Genomic DNA, 18,045 nt, shown 5'->3' with positions numbered 1-18,045 from the left:
GAGCCCAGGGCCATGCGCGCCGGGCGAAGGAGATATCATGTTCATGCGACCGACCGCCGCCCTCGCAGCCCTTTTCTTCGTCAGCACCGCGCCGCTGGCGCTAGCCGCCGAAAAGCCCACCGACCCGCAGATCGCCCACATCGCCTATACGGCCGACGCGATCGACATCGAAGCGGCCAAGCTGGCCATCGAGAAGTCCAAGAACAAGGCGGTCGTCGACTTCGCCAAGGACATGGCGCGCGACCATGAGGCGGTGAACAAGCAGGCGCTCGACCTGGTGAAGAAGCTGAAGGTCACGCCCGAGGACAATGACACCAGCAAGGCGCTGGCCAAGGCGGCGGAGGAAGAACGCGCCAAACTGGCGAAGTTGAAAGGGGCTGCCTTCGACAAGGCCTATATCGATAACGAAGTCGCCTATCACAAGCAGGTCAACGGCGCGCTCGAAACCCTACTAATCCCATCGGCCAGCAATGCCGAACTGAAGAGCCTGCTGGAGACTGGTCTCAAGATCTTCCAGGGACACGAGCAGCATGCCGAACATGTCGCCGGCATGCTGAAATGAGGCCGCTGCTTCTTGCCATGGCGCTGACGCTCATCGCTTCGCCGGCGCTTTCGACCACGATCAAGGTGACGATCGACAAGCTGGTCTTCTCGCCGGCAAGCATTCAGGCCAAGGTCGGCGATACGATCGAGTGGACGAACAACGATATTCTCGCCCACACCGCCACGGTCAAAGGCGGCTGGGATGTGATGATCCCGGCAAAGTCGAAGGGCAAGGTCACGCTGAAGGCGGCGGGAGCGGTCGACTATTTCTGCCGCTTCCATCCCAACATGAAGGGCCGTATCGAGGTAGCCCCTTGATCCGACCTACCAATCGAGCGAGGCGCGCCGCGCCTCGCTCGATTTAGTTGTGGTCATGATCCTTGTGCCTGTGCCGGTGCGCGGCCTGCTTTGCCCGGTTGCCACAGGCGGCCATGCTGCACCAGCGGCGTCTGTGACCGCGCGTATGGTCGGCGAAAAGCAACGTGCAGGCGGGACCTTCACAAGCCTTCACATTGCCGATGGCGTGCAGGTCAACAGCGTGTTGCTGGGACCGTGATGACCGGCCGGCGATGCTCCCTATCTCGAGCACTGGGCACCGCTGCACAAGATGAGCGTCGAGGATGCGCGGCGAATTTTCCGAAAGAAGCCGGCATCGCCCGATATGGAGACCCGGAGGAGATCGCCGAGCTGATGGCCTTCCTCGTCTCGCCGGCGGCACGCTGGATGACCGGCTCGACGCTGCGCATGGACGGCGGTGAGGTGAAGTCTGTCTGAAGGAGGACAATGCAATGATTGCCTGGGATCGCGTGACGCGCGCGCATATCTTGCGCGCGATAGAGGACTACGACCGGCTGGGGCTGACCGGTTTTTCGCCGAGCACGGCTTCGCGCCGACCACGACCTATGAATTGGCCTGGGAAGACCGTCTTTATCCACCAAAGGCGATCCTCGGCACCGCCTATGAGTTCGCCACGGGTGCGCGGCTAGCCTCTGGCGATTTCGAAGGGGCAAGAGTGGTGCGGTGAAGGTGCTCGGCGCGCTGGGATTCAACGCCAGGCCAAAGCAGAGGTAGCGTGGCCGGCGATTGCAGGGCCGATTCCGCAAACGGCCGTAACGCCTTGGCGCGATTGAGAAAGCCGAGGCCGCTGGCGGCATGTCCTACGCAGCTGGCGGCGCAATAATATTCTCCCAGGCTGTGAATATACGGATTGGTTTGGCTTCCAAATCCGTGGTTTCAGCGGCATTGCGAGCAACGCAATTCCACCCCAATCGATCCAGGACCCGCCATGGCGTTCCGCCTCTTTGTTCCGATCCTGGCCGGCGCCACGCTGCGCGAACGGCTGATCGCCTGCATCGGTGCCGTGATCGGCATCGCGCTGACCGGCGTGATCAGCGGGTTTGCGATGGGCAAGGGCGCGGATGTAGCAATGCTGGTGGCGCCGATGGGTGCTTCGGCGGTGTTGCTCTTTGCCGTTCCCTCGAGCCCGTTGGCGCAGCCCTGGTCGATCATCGGCGGCAACACGATCTCGGCGCTGGTCGGCGTGACGGTGGCGCATTTTGTGCACGACACGGTGATCGCCTCTGGCCTTGCGGTGGCGCTGGCAATCGCCGCCATGTCATTCTCGCGCTCATTGCATCCGCCGGGCGGCGCAGCAGCGCTTACCGGCGTACTCGGGGGGCCGGCCGTTGCCGCCGCCGGCTTCCTGTTTCCTTTTGTGCCGGTGGCGCTGAACTCAATCATATTGGTGACGCTCGGTTTTCTGTTCCACAAGCTGTCACGACGCAGCTATCCGCACGTGCATCAACCCGCGGGCGGCCACGGCACCGCCGACCGGCCGCCGGCCGAGCGTGTCGGTTTCCGGCCCGAGGATGTCGATGCGGCGCTGTCCGCGCTGGACGAGACTTTCGACATCGACCGCGACGACCTGGAGCGCCTGCTGCGTCAGGTCGAGTTGCAGGCGATGGTGCGCTCGCAGCGCACGCTCCTGTGCAAAGATATCATGTCCTGCGATGTGATCTCGGTGCCGGAAACCGCCTTGGCCGACGAAGCACGCAAACAGCTGATCGATCACAACATCCGCACTCTGCCGGTGGTCGACACGGACGGCAAACTCACCGGCGCGGTAGGCCTGCGCGAGCTGACGAGAGCCACCGATACGGTGAAAGGGGTGATGTCGAAGGCCGGCACCGCCTTACCCGACACGCCGGCGATGAGCCTGCTGCCCGTGCTGACCGACGGGCGCAGCCATGCCGTGGTGATCGTCGATAGCGAGCGGCATATACTCGGCCTGATTACCCAGACCGACATGCTGGCGGCAGCCGCGCGCGTACAGGCGCCGGCGCAGCTCAAAGCGGTGGCATAGTGCTGGACCAATCACCTGGCATGCCCCCGCTCGCCGTTCGATCGCGCTACCGCGCCGCTCGTCTTGTCCCGGCCGGCCGGGTGATATGCATCCATGTGCCGTCATAGATCGGCTTGCGTCGCTCCATCCAGGCACTCAGGCCTTCGCGCAGATCGGCCGTGGGAGCCATGCGGGCGAATTGTTCGGCTTCGACGAGCAGGCCTTCGGCGATGCTCTGGTTGAGGCCGCGCGCGACAGCGGTGAGGATGCTCGCCACCGCCGCCTGCGAATGGCTGACGATACGCAGCGCGAGGTCGAGCGCGGCCGGCATCAGCTGAACGTGCGGCACGACCTGGTTGACGAGGCCGAGCTCCAGCGCCCGGGCGGGTGAAAACGCATCCCCGGTGAGGAGGAGTTCCAGCGCGCGCTTGCGACCGGCCAGTCTCGGCAGGCGCTGCGTGCCGCCGAATGTCGGCGGCATGGCGAGTTTTATCTCGGGCTTTGCAAACAGCGCGCGATCGCTGGCGATCGCCAGCGGCACCGCCTCGGTGATTTCGCAGCCGCCACCGAAGGCGAGACCGTTGACGGCGGCGATGACCGGTTTGCGAAATGCCTCCAGCCGCGCCGTCAGGCGCTGGCCGCGCGCCACGAAATCGCGCAGCGCGACATCCGTACCTGCCTCAACGCTCACCGCGAATTCACGGATATCGGCGCCGGCGGAGAAGGCGCGCTCCCCTGCCCCGGTAAGGATGACGGCGCGCACGCCATCGTCCGTCTCGATCAGGTCAAGAAGCGAAAGCAGCCGGTCGATCAGCGCGTAATTCAGCGCGTTCAGCTTGTCGGGGCGGTTGAGGGTGAGGATGACGACGTCGTCGCGCGTCTCGCTCAGTACAAGGTCGGTCATGACTTTTCCTTTCCGGCAGTTCGGCGGGATAGGAGCAGGCTTTCGATTGCTTGTATATTCACTAGTCGGTATACTACGAACATGAGCGAAAAGGCCAATCCCACCCGAAAGCGCCTCGTCGATGCGGCGACCAAGCTGTTCTATGCCGAAGGCATCGGCCGCGTCAGTGTCGATGCGGTGGCCGAAAAAGCGGGGCTCACCAAGCGCACGCTCTACTATCACTTCAAGAGCAAGGACGACCTGATCGCGGCCTATCTCGACGGCCGCGACCAGCCCAATCTCGAGCAGATGGCCGGCTGGTTCGAGGCGGCGGAGGGCGGCGCGGATAAAAAGGTGGAAGCAATCTTCACCAACCTGGCGCGGGTGGCGCGCCACCCCAAATGGAAGGGCTGCGGCTTCCTGCGCACGGCGGCAGAGTTGGCCGCGACGCCGGGGCATCCGGCGGTGAAGGCTGGGGCGCGCCACAAGACCAATTTCGAAAAATGGCTGGCAAGCGCGCTTTCAAGCCACGATGTCGCCGAGGCGAAAATGCTGGCGCGCGAGATCGTGCTTCTGATGGACGGCGCCTTTTCCAGCATGCTGATCCATCACGACCCCGACTACGTCGCCGCCGCCGGCCACGCCGCCGCGACGCTGATACGGGCAAGGATGACGGGCAAAGGCTAAGCCGGACCGTAGCGCTCCCTGCGATCCGAATAGAGCGGTCCGAAGGGACCGCATTCTCAGGACCAGGCCAGCCAGGCCGTACCGAGCAGAAGCGTCACCAGCGTCAGCGGCAGGCCGACCTTGAAGAAGGCGGAGAAGGAAAGCTCCTTGCCGGCCGCCTTTGCCTGCTCGGCGACAATCAGATTGGCGACCGAGCCGAGCAGCGTGAAATTACCGGCAAGCGTCGAGCTCATTGCCACGACAAGCCAGGCGCGCTCCGGGTTTTCCAACCCAGGGATGAAGGGCCGGAGCGCCAGTACCGCCGGCACATTGCTCATGATGTTTGAAAGCACCGCGGTGAAGCCAGAGAGCCGCCAGACATCGTCGAGGCCGATGTTCTTCGCCCAAGCGATCATATCGGGCGTGAGCAGCGTGCGCTCGGCTCCGGCCACCACCACGAACAGGCCGGCGAACATGAAGAGCAGCGGCCCGTCGATCTCGCGGTAGATGCGCCGCGGCTTGATTGCCCGGGTGACCAGCAGGAAGGCGCCGGCAATCAGTGCTGCCTTGGCGACGGGAACGCCGGCAAAGAAGGCGAGCGCCAGCAACACGCAGACGATGGTGGCCTTCAACACCTGCCCGGGCAGCATGCGGCCGCGATAGACTTCTGGGCTGAGTTCGGCAGGGCGGGAGAATTCGGCGCGGTAGACGATGCGCACGATGACGATGACGGAGAGCAGGCCGAACAGCGCCACCGGCGCGAGCGCCAGCGTGAAAGCCGGATAGGAAATGCCGGACAGCGCGCCGATCACCATGTTCTGCGGATTGCCGGTAATGGTGGCGACGCTGCCGCAGTTCGAGGCCGTGCAGGTGGCGATGAGGTAAGGCACCGGGTTGCGGTTGATGACCCGTGTGACGTGGACGACGATCGGCGCCATCACCAGGCAGATCGCGTCATTGACCAGGAAGGCCGAGAGCAAGCCGGTCAACAGCGTCACCATCACCAAAAGCATGAACGGTGCATGGGCATGCTCGATGGCAAAGCCGCCGAGCGCCCGAAACGCGCCGGAGACCTTCAGATGCGCCACGACGATCATCATGCCGAGCAGCAACGTGATGGTGTCGAAATTGATGGCTTTGTAGGCATCATCGATGCCGATCGCGCCGATGGCGATCATGGCGGCGCCGCCCAGCAGCGCAATGCCGGCGCGGTCGAGGCGCAGGCCCGGGATACGGCCGACGGCGACGCCAGCATAGGTGAGCACGAGGATGAAAAGCGCGCCGGCGCCAGTCCAAGTCATTGCAAGAAGGTTCCCGTTGCCTGCCCTGCCCCCGCCAGAATCCGTCGACGCATCGGGCGGCACCACATTTAACAAGGCCAGCGCAAAGGGAAAGCGCGCAAGCGCATGAAAGCCTTGTCTCGCTTTCATGCCTTTCACGTTCATAAACCCTAATGTAAAGAATAGTGAATTAACATATGTGACCGATATCCAGGCGTTGGGGACTAAACGGATGAATACGGTCGTTGAAGCGGAACATCGCGTCCCGCCACGGGAGGAATTGATGCGTCCGCAGGAATGCTCCCGTTGTCATGGGGCCAAGAAAGTTTTCGTTTGCGCGCGCTGGCTGAGCTCAAATGGCCATTGCTGCCCAGGAGGCACGCATCGGCTGAGTTGTCCTGGACACAGCATTGTCTGCCTCGAATGCAGCGGACGCCAGAGCTAACGAGACCCGTGGAGGAGTGCCGGTCGACCGCCAAACGCAGCCGCGGCGGAATCTTCCTTTTGGCATCGGCCGAGCGCGCTGTCGTTAAAGTTTGACATAGCCAGACCTGGCTAACTTGCTGCATTCATTGCCTGATGGACTTGGCTATTGCCTTGCGCTTTGCCGCCGCCTACGACTTGGCGAATTTCATGATTTCCTCAGGGCTGACAAAGCAATGATCGTCCGACTGCGACGCGCCCTGCGATGGCAAGCGCTTCCGCTCCTTGCCGGCTTTGCCACTGTCGCACTGATCATTGGCGCACGCGCCATCCTCGCCGAAGCGCAGATCGCGGATCGCGACGCCAGCCGCGAAGCGTTCGAAGCCCAGCAGTTGCTGTCGGGCCTGCTATCGCTCGCCCAGGACGCCGAGACCGGCCAGCGCGGCTATCTGCTGACAGGCGAGAAGAATTACCTGCTGCCATATCAGCATGCGGTCGATGCGCTGCCGGCGCTGCTCAGGCGCATCGACGAGATGTTTCCGGCCGGCAGCGACAGGGCGCAGCAGGCCGTCGGCATCAAGGATGCGATTACCCGCAAGCAGGCCGAACTCGCGGAGACGATCAGGCTCTACGACATGGGCAACACGGCCAAGGCCCTGGACATCGTGCGCGGCGGCCGAGGCAAGCTGGATATGGACCAGATCCGCGCCAATATCGACGCGATCCGGCGCATCGACGGCGCGAGCCTCGCTTCCCGCGCGGAGCGCATGGAGCAAATCGAAGGCTGGTTGCGCGCCGGCTCGTTCGCCGCGCTGCTGGGCATCTTCCTGCTCGGCATCTACACGATCCGCCAATCCAGCCGCCGCTTCCACGAGGTGGCTACGGCGCAAGACGCCTTGAGCGCGAAGAACGCTGCGCTGCTCAACGAGATCGAGACGCGTGAAAAGGCGGAGTCGCAACTTCGCCAGGTGCAGAAGATGGAAGCGGTTGGCCAGCTCACGGGCGGCATCGCGCATGATTTCAACAATATGCTGGCCGTTATCACCAGCGCCATGAACATCGCGCAGCGCAAGCTAGCCCGCGGCGAACATGACGTGCAGAGCTTCGTCGAGGCGGCCGCCGACGCCGCGGCGCGCGCCGCCAATCTCACGGCCAGGCTGCTTGCCTTTTCCAGGCAGCAGCCACTGGCGCCACAGATCGTCGACGCCAATCGCCTCGTCGCCGGCATGTCGGACCTTTTGCGCCGCGCGCTCGGCCATGCGGTCGAGATCGAAACGGTGCTGGCGGGCGGACTCTGGAAAACGCATGCCGACCCGAGCCAGGTCGAGAACGCGATCATCAACCTGGCGGTCAACGCGCGCGACGCGATGGACGAAAAGGGCAAGCTCACCATCGAGACGGCCAATTGCTATCTCGATGAAGCCTATGCGGTGGCGCATCCGGAGGTGAAGGCTGGCCAGTATGTCATGATCGCGGTGACCGACACCGGCGCTGGCATGTCACCCGACATCGTGGCCAAGGCTTTCGAGCCGTTCTTCACCACCAAGCCTGCAACCAAGGGAACGGGGCTCGGGCTCAGCCAAGTGTTCGGCTTCGTCAAGCAATCGGGCGGACACGTCAAAATCTATTCGGAGCCCGGCGAAGGCACGACGATCAAGATCTATCTTCCACGTTTCACAGGCCCGGAAGAGGCGGCAACGCCGCCAAAAGCAAGTGGCAGGAGCGATGTCCCGGCCACCGAAACCGTGCTGCTCGTCGAGGATGACGCCCGCGTGCGCTTTTCGACGGCCGCTACGCTGCTGGAGCTCGGATACACGGTCGTCGAGGCCGCCAGCGGTGAGGAGGCGCTGCGCAAGCTCGCCGAGAATGCGGCCATCGCACTGATGCTGACGGATATCGTTATGCCGGGCATGAACGGCCGTCAGTTGGCCGAACAGGCACGCGGGCGTTCCCAATCGCTGAAAGTGGTGTTCATGACCGGCTTCACCCGCAACGCGGTCGTGCACAATGGCGTGCTCGACCACGATGTGCACTTCATCGCCAAGCCGTTCACGCTGGAACAACTGGCGGCGAAGCTGAGGGATGCGCTGGCTTGATTGCTGGGCGGCTATCAGATCCGTCCGAGCACAACCAGAATGATGACAATGACAAGAACCAGCCCCAGACCACCGCCGCCATAGTAGCCCGTGCCGTAGAACGGCCCGCCGCCCAAGCCACTGAAGCCGCCCAGCAGGGCAAGGATAAGAATGATTATAAGAATTGTGCCGAGACCCATGGACTTTTCCTCTTTCTGAAGCGCGAACCCAGCGCCGTTATGACCAAGTCAACTCGCAAGCGGCACGCATGTTCCGCTCACCTCCGGGCCGATGCTATTCAGGACTGGCCGAGTGAGCCGACACCATTGGCTGCCCGGGGTTGGCCTCAAGTTTGATGGGAACCAAAAACATAAGCGCGATGGCGATCGCGATCGAGGCGATAATGGTAGCGGTGCTGAATACGTCTTTCACGTTCCCATCCTTTAATATTCAAAAGATGCTGAACAACGTCTTCGCCAAGTCTCCTGTTCCACTTGACCTTCGTGGAACCATTCTCCCGTCCGCAACGTTTGAGGCAGCCCGATCTGGGCAACCTTGGGATAAAACGGAGGCAGGCATATGGGCGCATCGGTTCTTATCGGCATATTGATCACCTTCCTGGTGGTGATCCTGGTGCTCTACCTCGTGCAACGCCTGCCGCTCGATGCCCGCGCGCGGCAGATCGCGCAGATCATCGTCATCATCATCGGCATCATTTCGCTGCTCAAATATCTTGCGGTGTTCTAGCCGCGATCCATATTCGGCACCCGGAAACGTCAAAAACCTGGTGTCCCATGAGACCCTCGTCGATCGCACTTACCGCAGGCAAGATATTGTTGGGCGGCACAATGTTGTGCGCCGCGAGCGCTGCTTATGCCCGACCAGATACGCGCGTCATGACTTGCGCGCAGACGCAGGCGCTGATCAAAAGCGACCATGCCGTGGTCTTGACCACGGGTCCAGACACCTATGACCGGTTCGTCCGGCAATTCGGCAATGAGTGCGACTGGCCGGAAGTGCCTGTCTCGACGACGGTTCCGACCAAAGACGGCGAGTGCCGCGTCTATCGGTGCGAGGAGCCGATCAACTTTCCCGATTGACCGATGCTTCTTGCGCGCCGGCGCGGAACCATTGCAACTTCCTGCGGGTTTTAGCAGCCAGCAGCGGGACTTGCCGGGCGCGAGAGAGAACGCGGCTCCGTGCACAACCCGAGGAGGAACGGCAATGCCTGAAATCGCGCGCAGTGGCAGTTGCCTGTGTGGCGGCGTGCAGTTCCGCGTCACTGGCGAGCCGCTCCGGGTCGGCCTCTGTCACTGCAAGGACTGCCGCAAGACAAGCGGATCGGCCTTCCATGCCTACGCCGTATGGCCGCTAAGAGCGTTCGAAACCACCGGCATCACCAGCAACTATGGCGCTCGGAGTTTTTGCCCCACCTGCGGAAGCCGCGTTCCTTTCGTCGGCGATGAGGAGGCCGAGGTCACGATCGGCAGCCTGGACATTGCTCCGACCGAAGGGCTGACGCCGAGCTACGAGCTGTGGATCGGACGCCGCGAGCCCTGGTTGCAAGCCCTCCCCGCGGCGCAACAGTTTGAGCATGACCGGATCGCCGATGATTCGGCGGTGGGCGCTGAAGCCGGCCCGGAGCCACTGCAAAGGTCGGCCTAGGTCGAGTTCTTGGCGGACTTTAGTCAGAACGATAATCTTCGGTCCACCGGTGCCTCCGGCACGTCCGGAAAAACGCCCGGCCGTGGGCCGATATGCTCGGGCTTCCCTGGAAGTTTCAACCACCGGTCGGTGCCGGCCAATCAGCAGACGTTAGCGTTGTGGGATGCGGCGAAGAGGCCGTAAGCCGGCCTGGTTCCAGACAGCAGCACGCAAAGAATTTTATCCGTTTTACAAAATATAAGAATTTTTAGCCATGCTTCTTGCGGAAATACACCTCCGGGATTGTTTTGCCTGCTTGCCCGCTGCGCCTACCATGTGAAATACCAAGCTGCAGTTGCAATACCAAAGTGAAAATTCTTTCGGCTCAAGAAATTTTCTCTTCGCCCTCTTTCTGGTTATATCAAATATGACATCCCGAAATGCCATTGGCAGCAAGCCTTATGACTTCCGGCCTTGTACAAAAGGCCATCTTTGTTTCTTTCATTTTTTGCTACATAGTGCTGCCGAATCTTGAAACCGGACGGGGCGGTTTTCATGACATCGGCGCCTGAACACGGCCGCAACATGCATATGCGGTATCCACCGATCGACGGGTTCTGGACCTGGGACATCAAGCGCGACCGTGTCTATGGCGATGCCAATCTTTCAGATTATTTCGGTCTGACACTCGATGAGTTCTCCCACGGCACCTCGTTTGAACGATGCATGCAAAGCATCGATAAGGACGACCGCTCAAGGGTTCGGCTGGCTATCCGCAAGGCCGTGGAGCGCAGGGCCGGCTTCAGGGAGGTCTATAGGGTCCATTCCGAAAAGATGGGATTGCGCAAGATCCTGGCCGTCGGCCAATGTTGCGTTGACGGGGCGGGTGAGGCAGCGCTCTATCCCGGCTGGTTCGTCGATTTGACGAACGAGGCCGCGTGCGAAGAGCGGGCGCTGCGCGAGATCCGCAACCATGTGGGGCAAGCCAAGGACCTAGCGCGATCGATCGGACACGACCTGATGTCCTATCTCCTGGACAATGTCGAGGAAGAGGTCGAGCAGCGGCTTGGCGCAAGGCTGGGGAGGCGAAGATCGTCTTGAAGCGGCTTTCGCCGATTGTTTGCAGGTCAGCTTCGCTTGCCGCGCCTGCCGACTTCAGCCGCGACCATACGCGCGAAATGCGACTGGGGCGATCGGCGCTCGATGAGCTTGGCCCGTTCCAGGGCCGCATCGCCGTAAAATTCGATCAGCACGCCGGCGGCCTTGGCGGCGTCGGCCCTCAACCGGCCGAAATCCGCCTGCCCGCTCTCGCTCAAGGGCTCGCTCCTGGCAATCACGTCAAGCATGGCTTGCAACTTGTCAGGAGTGCTGCCCTCGTCTTCGTGCATGGTCGCCATCCGATTGGGCGCGTAAAATATCGACATTTCCGCGCAATGTCCAACAGGTTCGTTGATCGGGCATCAGTGCAACCGAGTACAGCTTCGCCGCGAGCGTGGTGACAATGTTCGTACAAGCATAGTGAGCCAAACTTACCGCACAGACATTTGGGGGCATCCATGGACCAGCCTAGCAAAATGGAAAACCTGCAGTTTGCGCAGGGGATCTTGCGAGAACTTCGCCAGAAGGCGGAGGCCGATGGCGAGAAGCTTCTGACCTATCTGATCGACATGGCCTATCTCGAAGCCAGCGACCGCATCCGCGCCCACTGGATCGGCAGCCACGAACACGAAGGCCACCGCGCCAAGGGCTGAGGTTGCCCGCCCGGGACGGAGGCGGAACGCAAAAAGCCCGCCATGCCTTCCGGCACGGCGGGCGGATCAAAGCGCGTAAAGGGCTGTATGAAACAGCCTGGCCTCTGACTATGACGCGGCCGCCTGTTGGCGGACCGGAAGCTTCCAGCCCGGGCGCGCGAAATGGCAGGTGTAGCCGTTGGGGTAGCGCTCGAGATAGTCCTGATGCTCGGGCTCTGCTTCCCAGAAAGGCCCGACCGGGGCGAGTTCGGTGACGACCTTGCCAGGCCACAGGCCGGACGCGTCGACGTCGGCTATCGTGTCCTCGGCGATCCGCTTCTGTTCATCGCTGGTGTAGAAAATCGCCGAGCGGTAGCTCGCGCCGATATCGTTGCCCTGACGGTTCCTTGTCGTCGGATCGTGGATCTGGAAGAAGAATTCGAGCAATGTGCGAAAGCTTGTCCTGGCCGGATCGAAGTTGATCTCGATCGCCTCGGCGTGGGTGCCGTGGTTGCGGTAGGTGGCGTTCGGTACATCGCCGCCGCTGTAGCCCACTCGCGTTGAGATCACGCCGGGCAGGCGCCGGATCAGATCCTGCATGCCCCAGAAGCAGCCGCCCGCAAGGACCGCGCGTTCGGTGGAAGAAGCCATGTCACACCTCCTTTGGATTGCTCCATAGATAGGCGTTGCGGCCGGGTTCTTCCAGCGGTTCGAGCGGCTAATCGCTGACACCGGCATCGAAGTATCCGGCGTGGACGGTCTGCCCCTGTCTGTTTCGAAAATATATGCTTGCACGGCTTCGACGCTGTCGCGATCACGAATCCGGCGTTTGCCTGAATCTCCGCACCACCACCTCGAAGACGATATCCGAAATCCACATCGCACAAACGCCGATGAGGAAAGCGGCGGCAAGCGTGGTGGTGTCATCGGCTGTATCGGGTATCGGCAGCCTGCTTGCCCGGACCCAGGCGACGACAGGCAATGTCAGATAGGCGGCGGCCAGGGCGCCACAGATCGGCGAGGCAACCATTTCGCGCAGCTTATAGCGATGGCGCGACAGCGCCCGCAGCACGCCGCCAGCGAGCCCCGCCGCCACGACCTGGCCCTTGATGCCCAGAAGATCGAAAATGTCGTGCATCACGGCCTCCAGCCGCAGAGTTCTTCGCCCTTGCGGTTGTGGGCGAGCAGCGCCCTCGCCTCCTGGTCAGACAGGCTGTCGACCGCGCTCGCGGAGAGGCGCATCGGCGAGGCGACGACGCAGAAGCCGCCCCTGGCCGTCGTGCAGCCGGCAAGCGCGGCGGCGATGGCGGCGACGATCAGTCGCTTGCCCATGACTTCAGCTCCTTTCTGACTGCCTCAGCCGGCAAAGCGCCGATATCGTTGTCGACCTGGTCGGCGACATTGCGGGCCGCGACCTCGGCTTCGGCCTGCTTGCCGCGCTCGGCCCGCGCGCCGGCGAGGCGCTGGTGGAAGCCCCAGCCGAGGGCGCCGACAAGGCCGGCGCCGATGGCCAGGATTGTCGGATTGGTGAGAAGCCATGCCAGCAGCGCGCTCATAGCAGCGCCCCGATGAGAAGCCCCGCGACGAAGCAGGCAGCGCCGACGACCACATACGGCTTGGTCTGGTCAATGAGCTCGGTGAGCAGTTCCTTGAGGTTTTCCATATCAGTGCTCCCAGCCGAAGCGGCGGGCGAGCAGGTGCCACCATTCGGCCGCGGCGGCGATGGCAAGACCGAGACCGGTCTCCAGCGCCATCTGGATGTCGGGATCGGCGGAGAACGCCGAGGCGTCGTCGGCTCCCAGAAGGCCGCGGGCGACAAGCACGCCCGCGCCATAGCGCAGGGCGATACGGATGATGACGGCAATCATTGGCAGAACACTCCGAAGAGATTGCAGGGAAGATGCATCGCCCAGGCAGCCAGGGAGCCCAGCGCCAGTGCGATCAACGCAAGGATGCCGGTTGCCTTGGTGGGCGATGCGGATTTGGGTGGCGCGGCGGGCGCCTCACCGCCGGCATGCGACCCTGCGTCCGCGGGCGGCGCGGTTGGCCCCGCACCATCGGCGGATGCTGGCGCCGTCGGCACGGATATCGTCGTCGTCAGCGGCGTGGCCGACATCAGCAGCGCCTGCCGGCGCACCGAGGCGACACGCGCGCTCCAGCCCCGGCCGAAGCTCGGCCACGTCGGCAGCCTTTCGAGGAAGGCAAGCCGCGCATCGCAGAGCGCGTCGATGACGACACCGGCGGGTTTTCCCCTTGCCGCGGCGAGCGTGGCCGGGCCGATGCGGCCGTCCTGGGCAACGCCGAGCACAGCTTGAAGATATTTCGCCGCCCTGCCCGGCCCGCTGTTCACGGCAAAGTCGAAGGCGGCATAGTCGACGCCGGCAGGAAGGTCGGCGCCGACGACCGCATCCCAATAGAAACGACGGTAAACCGTGGCCACCTGGTCATCACTGATCTTGCGAAGATCGGCCTTGGTGGCGTCGGCTTTGACGTAGCGGCGGAAATTGGCGAGCGTGACGCCCTTCATGGTCGCGCCGCCCGGGTCGGCGGGATTGTCCGACCAGCCGCCTTCGGACGAGAGGACGAGCGAAAGGGCACGCGCGAAGTTGCGGTCCACGATGGTTCCTTTCCGCCCGGGGTCGGGCAGGTTCGAAGTTGGAAAATTTCAGGTGGAGCGAGCGTCCCAGCCCGGTCTATAAGACTGTGCCACACACAAGATTAGGGCAGGATTGTATGGAAGCTTTATCATCGCTCTTCAGGGCACTAACATCGACCGGCAAGCAATGGTTGAAAGTCGAGGACAAAACCGGCAATCCCGAGTTCTGGAATGATCTTCAGAGCCTTTTTGAACGAGCGATGAATGAAGGTGGGCAAACTGCCGGCGCGGCTATGTACCGGGTAGCGGCTCCGGAAAGTGTGTTCTATTTCTCGCCCAACGCTGCCAATATCGTTGAAGCCGAGATATCCTTCATCGAAGGCGACCGAGTGACGATCCAGCGGTGTTCGAAGCCGCCATCGCATAAAGTAGTCTTCCTTGTTGGGGACCCCTCGCAGTAAGCATTATTGCCATGCCCCACCGACAATGGCCACGTTGGTGGACGTGTTGATTGTCAGGATTTCAGTGTGGGGTGTCTGAGTGGCCACGTTCTTAGAACTGGCGTAAGTGAAGGTTCGTCCGTTAGCATCGCCCGACCGGTAGTAGACTGTTTGCGCAGAACTAAGCACGGACGAACCGGTGTTAGTGTCCATTGAGCAGTATATCGCAACACCGGGGCTAGCCTGATTATGGCTGATCGAGCATGTCGTGGACGAGGTGTCGTTACCTGCCGCGCCGGTCGGTGTTGCGCTCTTGAGGCGGCGGAGAGCCCAAACACCAACACCATACGAGGCAGATGAGCCCCCGCTGCCGCTCATGGTTACAGAGATCGCTAGTGGTCCCGCCGCCACAACCCTAGAGGCTATGCCCACCTTACGCGTAGATGAGGCATTTGCTGCGTGAAGCGTCCCATTTGTTCCGCCAATTGATATGCTTGAGCATACAACGTTGTTGGTGCTGAGCCCAGCGAACGCGACCACGGCCAGGGCGTCGTTAGGAAAAGTCAATGAACCAAAGCTGACTGTAGTCAAACCACTAGTCGTACTACCGAGCTGGCCAATGAAATCTAGCAGAATGCCACCAGAGGGCGGGAGCGGTATAATTCCAGGCAGAATGGCTTCTTTGATGCGGCCCGGCTTGAGGAGGTCAGGTGGGACCCTCTGGATGATTGCCGGCTTCGCCGTGATGTAGGGCCTCGATGGCGGCGGTTGATCCATAGGCAGCATCTTAGACACCTAGCCCGAGCACGGATTTCACCTCGCTGATCGAGAGATGGAAAGTCGCCAGCATAGCACCGACCTTCTCCTCTGCCGTCGGCGGTTCCGGTGGCGGCGGGGTATCCTCGACCTGATAGACCTGTTGGATCACTTCACCGGTTTCCACATAGGACGGTGCGCCGACGACCTGTTTTCCTTCCGGCGTTTCGAAGGGCACAGCAATCCTGCCGCCCACCGCCTCGACCTCCTCGATCGTCCAGAGGTCCTGGTCATAGAAGCCGCGCAGGCTGTCGCCGTTCATCTGGATTTCAACAGGATAGGGATCGCATGGCGTCTCCACCTGCCGGCCGTCACCATAGACAGCAGTGTAGGTGCCGACCATCTGGGTCACGATCGAGGAGCCGTGCCACTCCTGCCAAACGTCATTGATCTTGCGGACGAGAATGGACATCGAGTTCTCCTGTTAGGTTCTCAAAACACTGGTGATGACAAGGCGACTCGTCGTATCGACAAAGCCGGCCAGGAAAACGGTTTCCGTTGTCTGGATGGTGATCGGAAAGCTCTCGACGCCCGCAGCGAGCACGAGATTCGCGCTCAGGCTCACGGTGCGAGCTGATGTCACCGCGGTGATCTTGAGCACGAACCCGAACTGGGGCACCGCATTTGTCGGATTGCCGATCGTCACGTTCGTGCCAGCCGCCAACGAAGCATTGTTGCCGAGCGACATATCCCAAGAGACGGATGCGCCAGACGTAAGCGTCTGGTAGGCTACTGTCGACTTTAATGCGGCCGCCGTCAAAAGCTTGCTTGCCGTTCCAAGCTGAAACTCGCTGTTGGATGCGATGGCACCGGACGCGAGCATGGCGTAGGTCACCAGCCCGGCTGGGACCATGCCCGCGGTGAGTTGCCCGAAGCCGAGTGCCGAGGACACACGCCGCAGCAAGGTGTCATCGGAGCCCGCCGCGATGTCCGCTCGTGCGCCACTCGAATTGATCGAACGACCAAGGACGGACACCGCCGCGCTATCAGCGAGGGTGTTCAATGCAATGGCGTTGGTGGGCGGGCTGAAGGTGCCAGTGAAAGAGGCATTGGCCTTCGGCGCCAGGCTAGCCACCGCCACGCCGCTGTCCTTCACGACCTTCCCGGTCGTGCCGTTGAACGTGGCGATGTTGTCGGTCGCGGCCGAGGCCGGCCCGGCGACGAGGCTTCCCACCGCCACACCGCTATCCTTTCCGGCCTTGCCCGTGGTGCCGGCGAAGGTGACGATATTGTCAGCCGCCGAGGAGGCCGGGCCGGTGAAGTCGCCGCTGCCTAGGCCGTCCGCGCCCTTGTCGCCGGCGCGGGCGAAGATCAGCCAGATGCCGTCGGTGGTGTTGGGCAAGGTGCCGGCGCCGCTGACATAGGCCAGCGTCAGTTTGCGATAGCCCGTGCCGTCCACCACCGAGCCGGTAACGTTGTAGACATAGGCGATTGCCGCCGACGCTTTTGAGCGCAGCGTCAGTTGGCCCTTGACGGCGTTGGTGCTGTCGTCGAAGCCATCGAGCACGCCGCTCACCGTGGCGCCGCTGGAATCGAGGTTGTCGATATAGGCCGCAGTGGCGGAGGCGGCGCTGGCATTGTTCAGCCGCAGCGTGCCGTTGCCGGGATCGGCGTCGGCGGTGCTGGTGGAAAAGGTATAGCCAAGTGCTGCCACCGCATTGGCCGCCGCAACGGCGCTCGCCGCCGCGTTGGTGGCCGACGTCGCGGCGCTGGTGGCGGATCCGGAAGCGGCGGTGGCGGAGTTGGACGCGGCCGTCGCTGAGCCGGTGGCGGCGCTTGCCGATGTGCCGGCGCTGGTGGACGAACTTGAGGCCGTGGACGCGGAGCCGGCCGCGGCCGTCGCCGAATTGCCGGCATTGGTGGCGCTGGTTGCGGCATTGGTGGCGGAGGTTGACGCGGCGCTTGCCGAGCCGGAGGCGGCCGTGGCCGAGCCTGCCGCATTGGTGGCGCTGGTGGCCGCCGCGTTCTTGGAGGTGAGTGCTGCGGCCGCGCTCGCCGCGGCGGCATTGGCAGCATTCACCGCGCCGCCAAGCGTGTCCTGCGAGAGATAGAAGCTAAGCACGATCGGGTCGGCGCCGATCACCGGATCCAGCGTCTCGAAGGCATAGACCCGATCGGCCGAGACGGCGCCCTCCTGCACATGCACGGTGGTGCCCTTCTGCATGGTGCGCGCGGCGCGGGCGTCTGCGGCGCGGAACCACTGGCCCTCGCTCGCCGTGTAGATGCCATTCTGGGTCTGGTCGGCCTGGTCCTTGACCAAGATCCGGTCGCCGACTTGCGTCAGCACGCCGTCGATGGTCTGCAGGCCGTAAAGGGTGATGTTCGCGGTCGTCGCCAGGCGCACAGGTTCGCGCTCGCCGCTCAACAGACGAATGGCGGCAGTTGCAGGTCGGGCCATAAGCTTGCTCCATGAAAAAAGCCTCGCAAAAGCGAGGCTGGAAAGATTGGGGTCCGTGCGTGGGCTGAAATCGGGCGGTTAGTCCTGGCCCATCTTTTGCGGTTCTGTTCGCGAACTCTTCCATAGGTTGCGCAAGTGAAGCCGCTTCATTGAATTTGCCCGCAATGGATCGTTCTGCTTACGCTGCCGCTCTGGAACGACTCAACTGCG

The 18,045-nt window shown here is 62.5% G+C and carries 25 protein-coding genes and 1 pseudogene; 12 read left to right on the top strand and 14 right to left on the bottom strand.

Annotated features, from left to right (window positions below; genetic code table 11):
* Window positions 1–37: 37 nt before the first annotated feature.
* Window positions 38–562: a DUF4142 domain-containing protein gene (locus tag FJW07_RS06895; protein ID WP_140710722.1), complete on the top strand. Its 525-nt coding sequence runs from the start codon at window positions 38–40 to the stop codon at window positions 560–562.
* Window positions 559–861, top strand: coding sequence for a cupredoxin family copper-binding protein (locus FJW07_RS06890; RefSeq protein ID WP_140710724.1), 303 nt, complete (start codon window positions 559–561; stop codon window positions 859–861). Before FJW07_RS06895 ends, FJW07_RS06890 begins: the two co-directional genes overlap by 4 nt.
* A gap of 43 nt (window positions 862–904) precedes the next feature.
* On the opposite strand, the pseudogene FJW07_RS06885 reads toward FJW07_RS06890, so the two are convergent.
* A pseudogene (locus tag FJW07_RS06885) lies at window positions 905–1,057 on the bottom strand (CGNR zinc finger domain-containing protein); the annotation flags it as partial.
* A gap of 41 nt (window positions 1,058–1,098) precedes the next feature.
* Here FJW07_RS06885 and FJW07_RS06880 point away from each other — a divergent pair.
* Together FJW07_RS06880 and FJW07_RS06870 are read left to right on the top strand one after the other, a co-directional pair.
* Window positions 1,099–1,317: an SDR family oxidoreductase gene (locus FJW07_RS06880; RefSeq protein WP_226891860.1), complete on the top strand. Its 219-nt coding sequence runs from the start codon at window positions 1,099–1,101 to the stop codon at window positions 1,315–1,317.
* 511 nt (window positions 1,318–1,828) lie between these two features.
* The gene (locus FJW07_RS06870; RefSeq protein ID WP_140710726.1) at window positions 1,829–2,905 is read left to right on the top strand and encodes an HPP family protein; all 1,077 of its coding nucleotides are present in this window, start codon (window positions 1,829–1,831) and stop codon (window positions 2,903–2,905) included.
* 46 nt (window positions 2,906–2,951) lie between these two features.
* Here FJW07_RS06870 and FJW07_RS06865 read toward each other — a convergent pair whose 3' ends face one another.
* A complete protein-coding gene (locus tag FJW07_RS06865; RefSeq protein ID WP_140710728.1) occupies window positions 2,952–3,788 on the bottom strand; it encodes a crotonase/enoyl-CoA hydratase family protein in 837 nt (278 codons plus the stop codon).
* An 81-nt stretch (window positions 3,789–3,869) separates the two neighbouring features.
* Here FJW07_RS06865 and FJW07_RS06860 point away from each other — a divergent pair, with 81 nt between their 5' ends.
* Window positions 3,870–4,454, top strand: a complete 585-nt coding sequence (locus FJW07_RS06860; protein WP_140640981.1) for a TetR/AcrR family transcriptional regulator — start codon at window positions 3,870–3,872, stop codon at window positions 4,452–4,454.
* Between the two features lie 56 nt (window positions 4,455–4,510).
* On the opposite strand, the gene FJW07_RS06855 is transcribed toward FJW07_RS06860, so the two are convergent.
* Complete coding sequence (locus FJW07_RS06855; RefSeq protein WP_140710730.1) at window positions 4,511–5,734, bottom strand: anion transporter; 1,224 nt, start codon at window positions 5,732–5,734, stop codon at window positions 4,511–4,513.
* A 638-nt stretch (window positions 5,735–6,372) separates the two neighbouring features.
* Here FJW07_RS06855 and FJW07_RS06850 point away from each other — a divergent pair.
* Entirely contained in the window at window positions 6,373–8,232 is a 1,860-nt protein-coding gene (locus FJW07_RS06850) for a CHASE3 domain-containing protein (protein ID WP_246680698.1), read from the top strand.
* 14 nt (window positions 8,233–8,246) lie between these two features.
* On the opposite strand, the gene FJW07_RS06845 is transcribed toward FJW07_RS06850, so the two are convergent.
* Both FJW07_RS06845 and FJW07_RS31660 read right to left on the bottom strand, forming a co-directional pair.
* Entirely contained in the window at window positions 8,247–8,411 is a 165-nt protein-coding gene (locus FJW07_RS06845) for a DUF3309 family protein (protein ID WP_082048942.1), read from the bottom strand.
* A 94-nt stretch (window positions 8,412–8,505) separates the two neighbouring features.
* On the bottom strand, window positions 8,506–8,643 hold the full coding sequence (locus FJW07_RS31660) for a hypothetical protein (protein ID WP_181182584.1): 138 nt from the start codon (window positions 8,641–8,643) through the stop codon (window positions 8,506–8,508).
* Between the two features lie 147 nt (window positions 8,644–8,790).
* Between FJW07_RS31660 and FJW07_RS06840 the strand changes: the two genes are divergently transcribed.
* The 4 genes from FJW07_RS06840 (at window position 8,791) to FJW07_RS06825 (ending at window position 10,956) form a co-directional block, all read left to right on the top strand.
* The gene (locus FJW07_RS06840; protein ID WP_095819989.1) at window positions 8,791–8,958 is read left to right on the top strand and encodes a Thivi_2564 family membrane protein; all 168 of its coding nucleotides are present in this window, start codon (window positions 8,791–8,793) and stop codon (window positions 8,956–8,958) included.
* A gap of 101 nt (window positions 8,959–9,059) precedes the next feature.
* Entirely contained in the window at window positions 9,060–9,311 is a 252-nt protein-coding gene (locus tag FJW07_RS06835) for a hypothetical protein (protein WP_140855348.1), read from the top strand.
* A gap of 124 nt (window positions 9,312–9,435) precedes the next feature.
* Entirely contained in the window at window positions 9,436–9,876 is a 441-nt protein-coding gene (locus FJW07_RS06830; RefSeq protein ID WP_140855346.1) for a GFA family protein, read from the top strand.
* A 534-nt stretch (window positions 9,877–10,410) separates the two neighbouring features.
* Window positions 10,411–10,956, top strand: a complete 546-nt coding sequence (locus FJW07_RS06825; protein ID WP_140855344.1) for a hypothetical protein — start codon at window positions 10,411–10,413, stop codon at window positions 10,954–10,956.
* A gap of 26 nt (window positions 10,957–10,982) precedes the next feature.
* On the opposite strand, the gene FJW07_RS06820 is transcribed toward FJW07_RS06825, so the two are convergent.
* Window positions 10,983–11,243 (bottom strand): hypothetical protein, encoded by a 261-nt coding sequence (locus tag FJW07_RS06820; protein WP_140640973.1) that lies wholly within the window; start codon window positions 11,241–11,243, stop codon window positions 10,983–10,985.
* A gap of 168 nt (window positions 11,244–11,411) precedes the next feature.
* On the opposite strand from FJW07_RS06820, the gene FJW07_RS06815 reads away from it, so the two are divergent.
* Window positions 11,412–11,606 carry a hypothetical protein gene (locus FJW07_RS06815; protein WP_140659348.1) on the top strand — a complete coding sequence of 65 codons (195 nt, stop codon included), beginning with the start codon at window positions 11,412–11,414 and terminating at the stop codon, window positions 11,604–11,606.
* 108 nt (window positions 11,607–11,714) lie between these two features.
* On the opposite strand, the gene msrA is transcribed toward FJW07_RS06815, so the two are convergent.
* The 6 genes from msrA to FJW07_RS06785 all read right to left on the bottom strand — a co-directional run bounded on the left by msrA (window position 11,715) and on the right by FJW07_RS06785 (window position 14,202).
* A complete protein-coding gene (gene msrA / locus FJW07_RS06810) occupies window positions 11,715–12,236 on the bottom strand; it encodes a peptide-methionine (S)-S-oxide reductase MsrA (protein ID WP_140659349.1) in 522 nt (173 codons plus the stop codon).
* Window positions 12,237–12,399: 163 nt separating this feature from the next.
* A complete protein-coding gene (locus tag FJW07_RS06805) occupies window positions 12,400–12,723 on the bottom strand; it encodes a hypothetical protein (RefSeq protein ID WP_140710738.1) in 324 nt (107 codons plus the stop codon).
* Entirely contained in the window at window positions 12,723–12,917 is a 195-nt protein-coding gene (locus FJW07_RS06800) for a hypothetical protein (protein WP_140710740.1), read from the bottom strand. Before FJW07_RS06800 ends, FJW07_RS06805 begins: the two co-directional genes overlap by 1 nt.
* Entirely contained in the window at window positions 12,902–13,141 is a 240-nt protein-coding gene (locus tag FJW07_RS06795) for an ABC transporter permease (RefSeq protein WP_140710742.1), read from the bottom strand. The genes FJW07_RS06800 and FJW07_RS06795 overlap by 16 nt, the downstream gene beginning before the upstream one ends.
* 108 nt (window positions 13,142–13,249) lie before the next feature.
* Window positions 13,250–13,453: a hypothetical protein gene (locus FJW07_RS06790; protein WP_140545445.1), complete on the bottom strand. Its 204-nt coding sequence runs from the start codon at window positions 13,451–13,453 to the stop codon at window positions 13,250–13,252.
* Entirely contained in the window at window positions 13,450–14,202 is a 753-nt protein-coding gene (locus FJW07_RS06785) for a glycosyl hydrolase 108 family protein (protein WP_246680697.1), read from the bottom strand. Before FJW07_RS06785 ends, FJW07_RS06790 begins: the two co-directional genes overlap by 4 nt.
* 116 nt (window positions 14,203–14,318) lie before the next feature.
* On the opposite strand from FJW07_RS06785, the gene FJW07_RS06780 reads away from it, so the two are divergent.
* On the top strand, window positions 14,319–14,642 hold the full coding sequence (locus tag FJW07_RS06780; RefSeq protein ID WP_140710746.1) for a hypothetical protein: 324 nt from the start codon (window positions 14,319–14,321) through the stop codon (window positions 14,640–14,642).
* A gap of 766 nt (window positions 14,643–15,408) precedes the next feature.
* On the opposite strand, the gene FJW07_RS06775 is transcribed toward FJW07_RS06780, so the two are convergent.
* Window positions 15,409–15,849, bottom strand: a complete 441-nt coding sequence (locus FJW07_RS06775; protein ID WP_140710748.1) for a hypothetical protein — start codon at window positions 15,847–15,849, stop codon at window positions 15,409–15,411.
* Window positions 15,850–15,861: 12 nt separating this feature from the next.
* Window positions 15,862–17,835 carry a hypothetical protein gene (locus FJW07_RS06770; RefSeq protein ID WP_140855340.1) on the bottom strand — a complete coding sequence of 658 codons (1,974 nt, stop codon included), beginning with the start codon at window positions 17,833–17,835 and terminating at the stop codon, window positions 15,862–15,864.
* Window positions 17,836–18,045: the final 210 nt, after the last annotated feature.

Origin of the sequence: Mesorhizobium sp. B3-1-9 (assembly GCF_006439595.1) — a bacterium.
Classification (GTDB): domain Bacteria; phylum Pseudomonadota; class Alphaproteobacteria; order Rhizobiales; family Rhizobiaceae; genus Mesorhizobium.
This window is presented reverse-complemented; position numbering and strand designations above follow the sequence as displayed.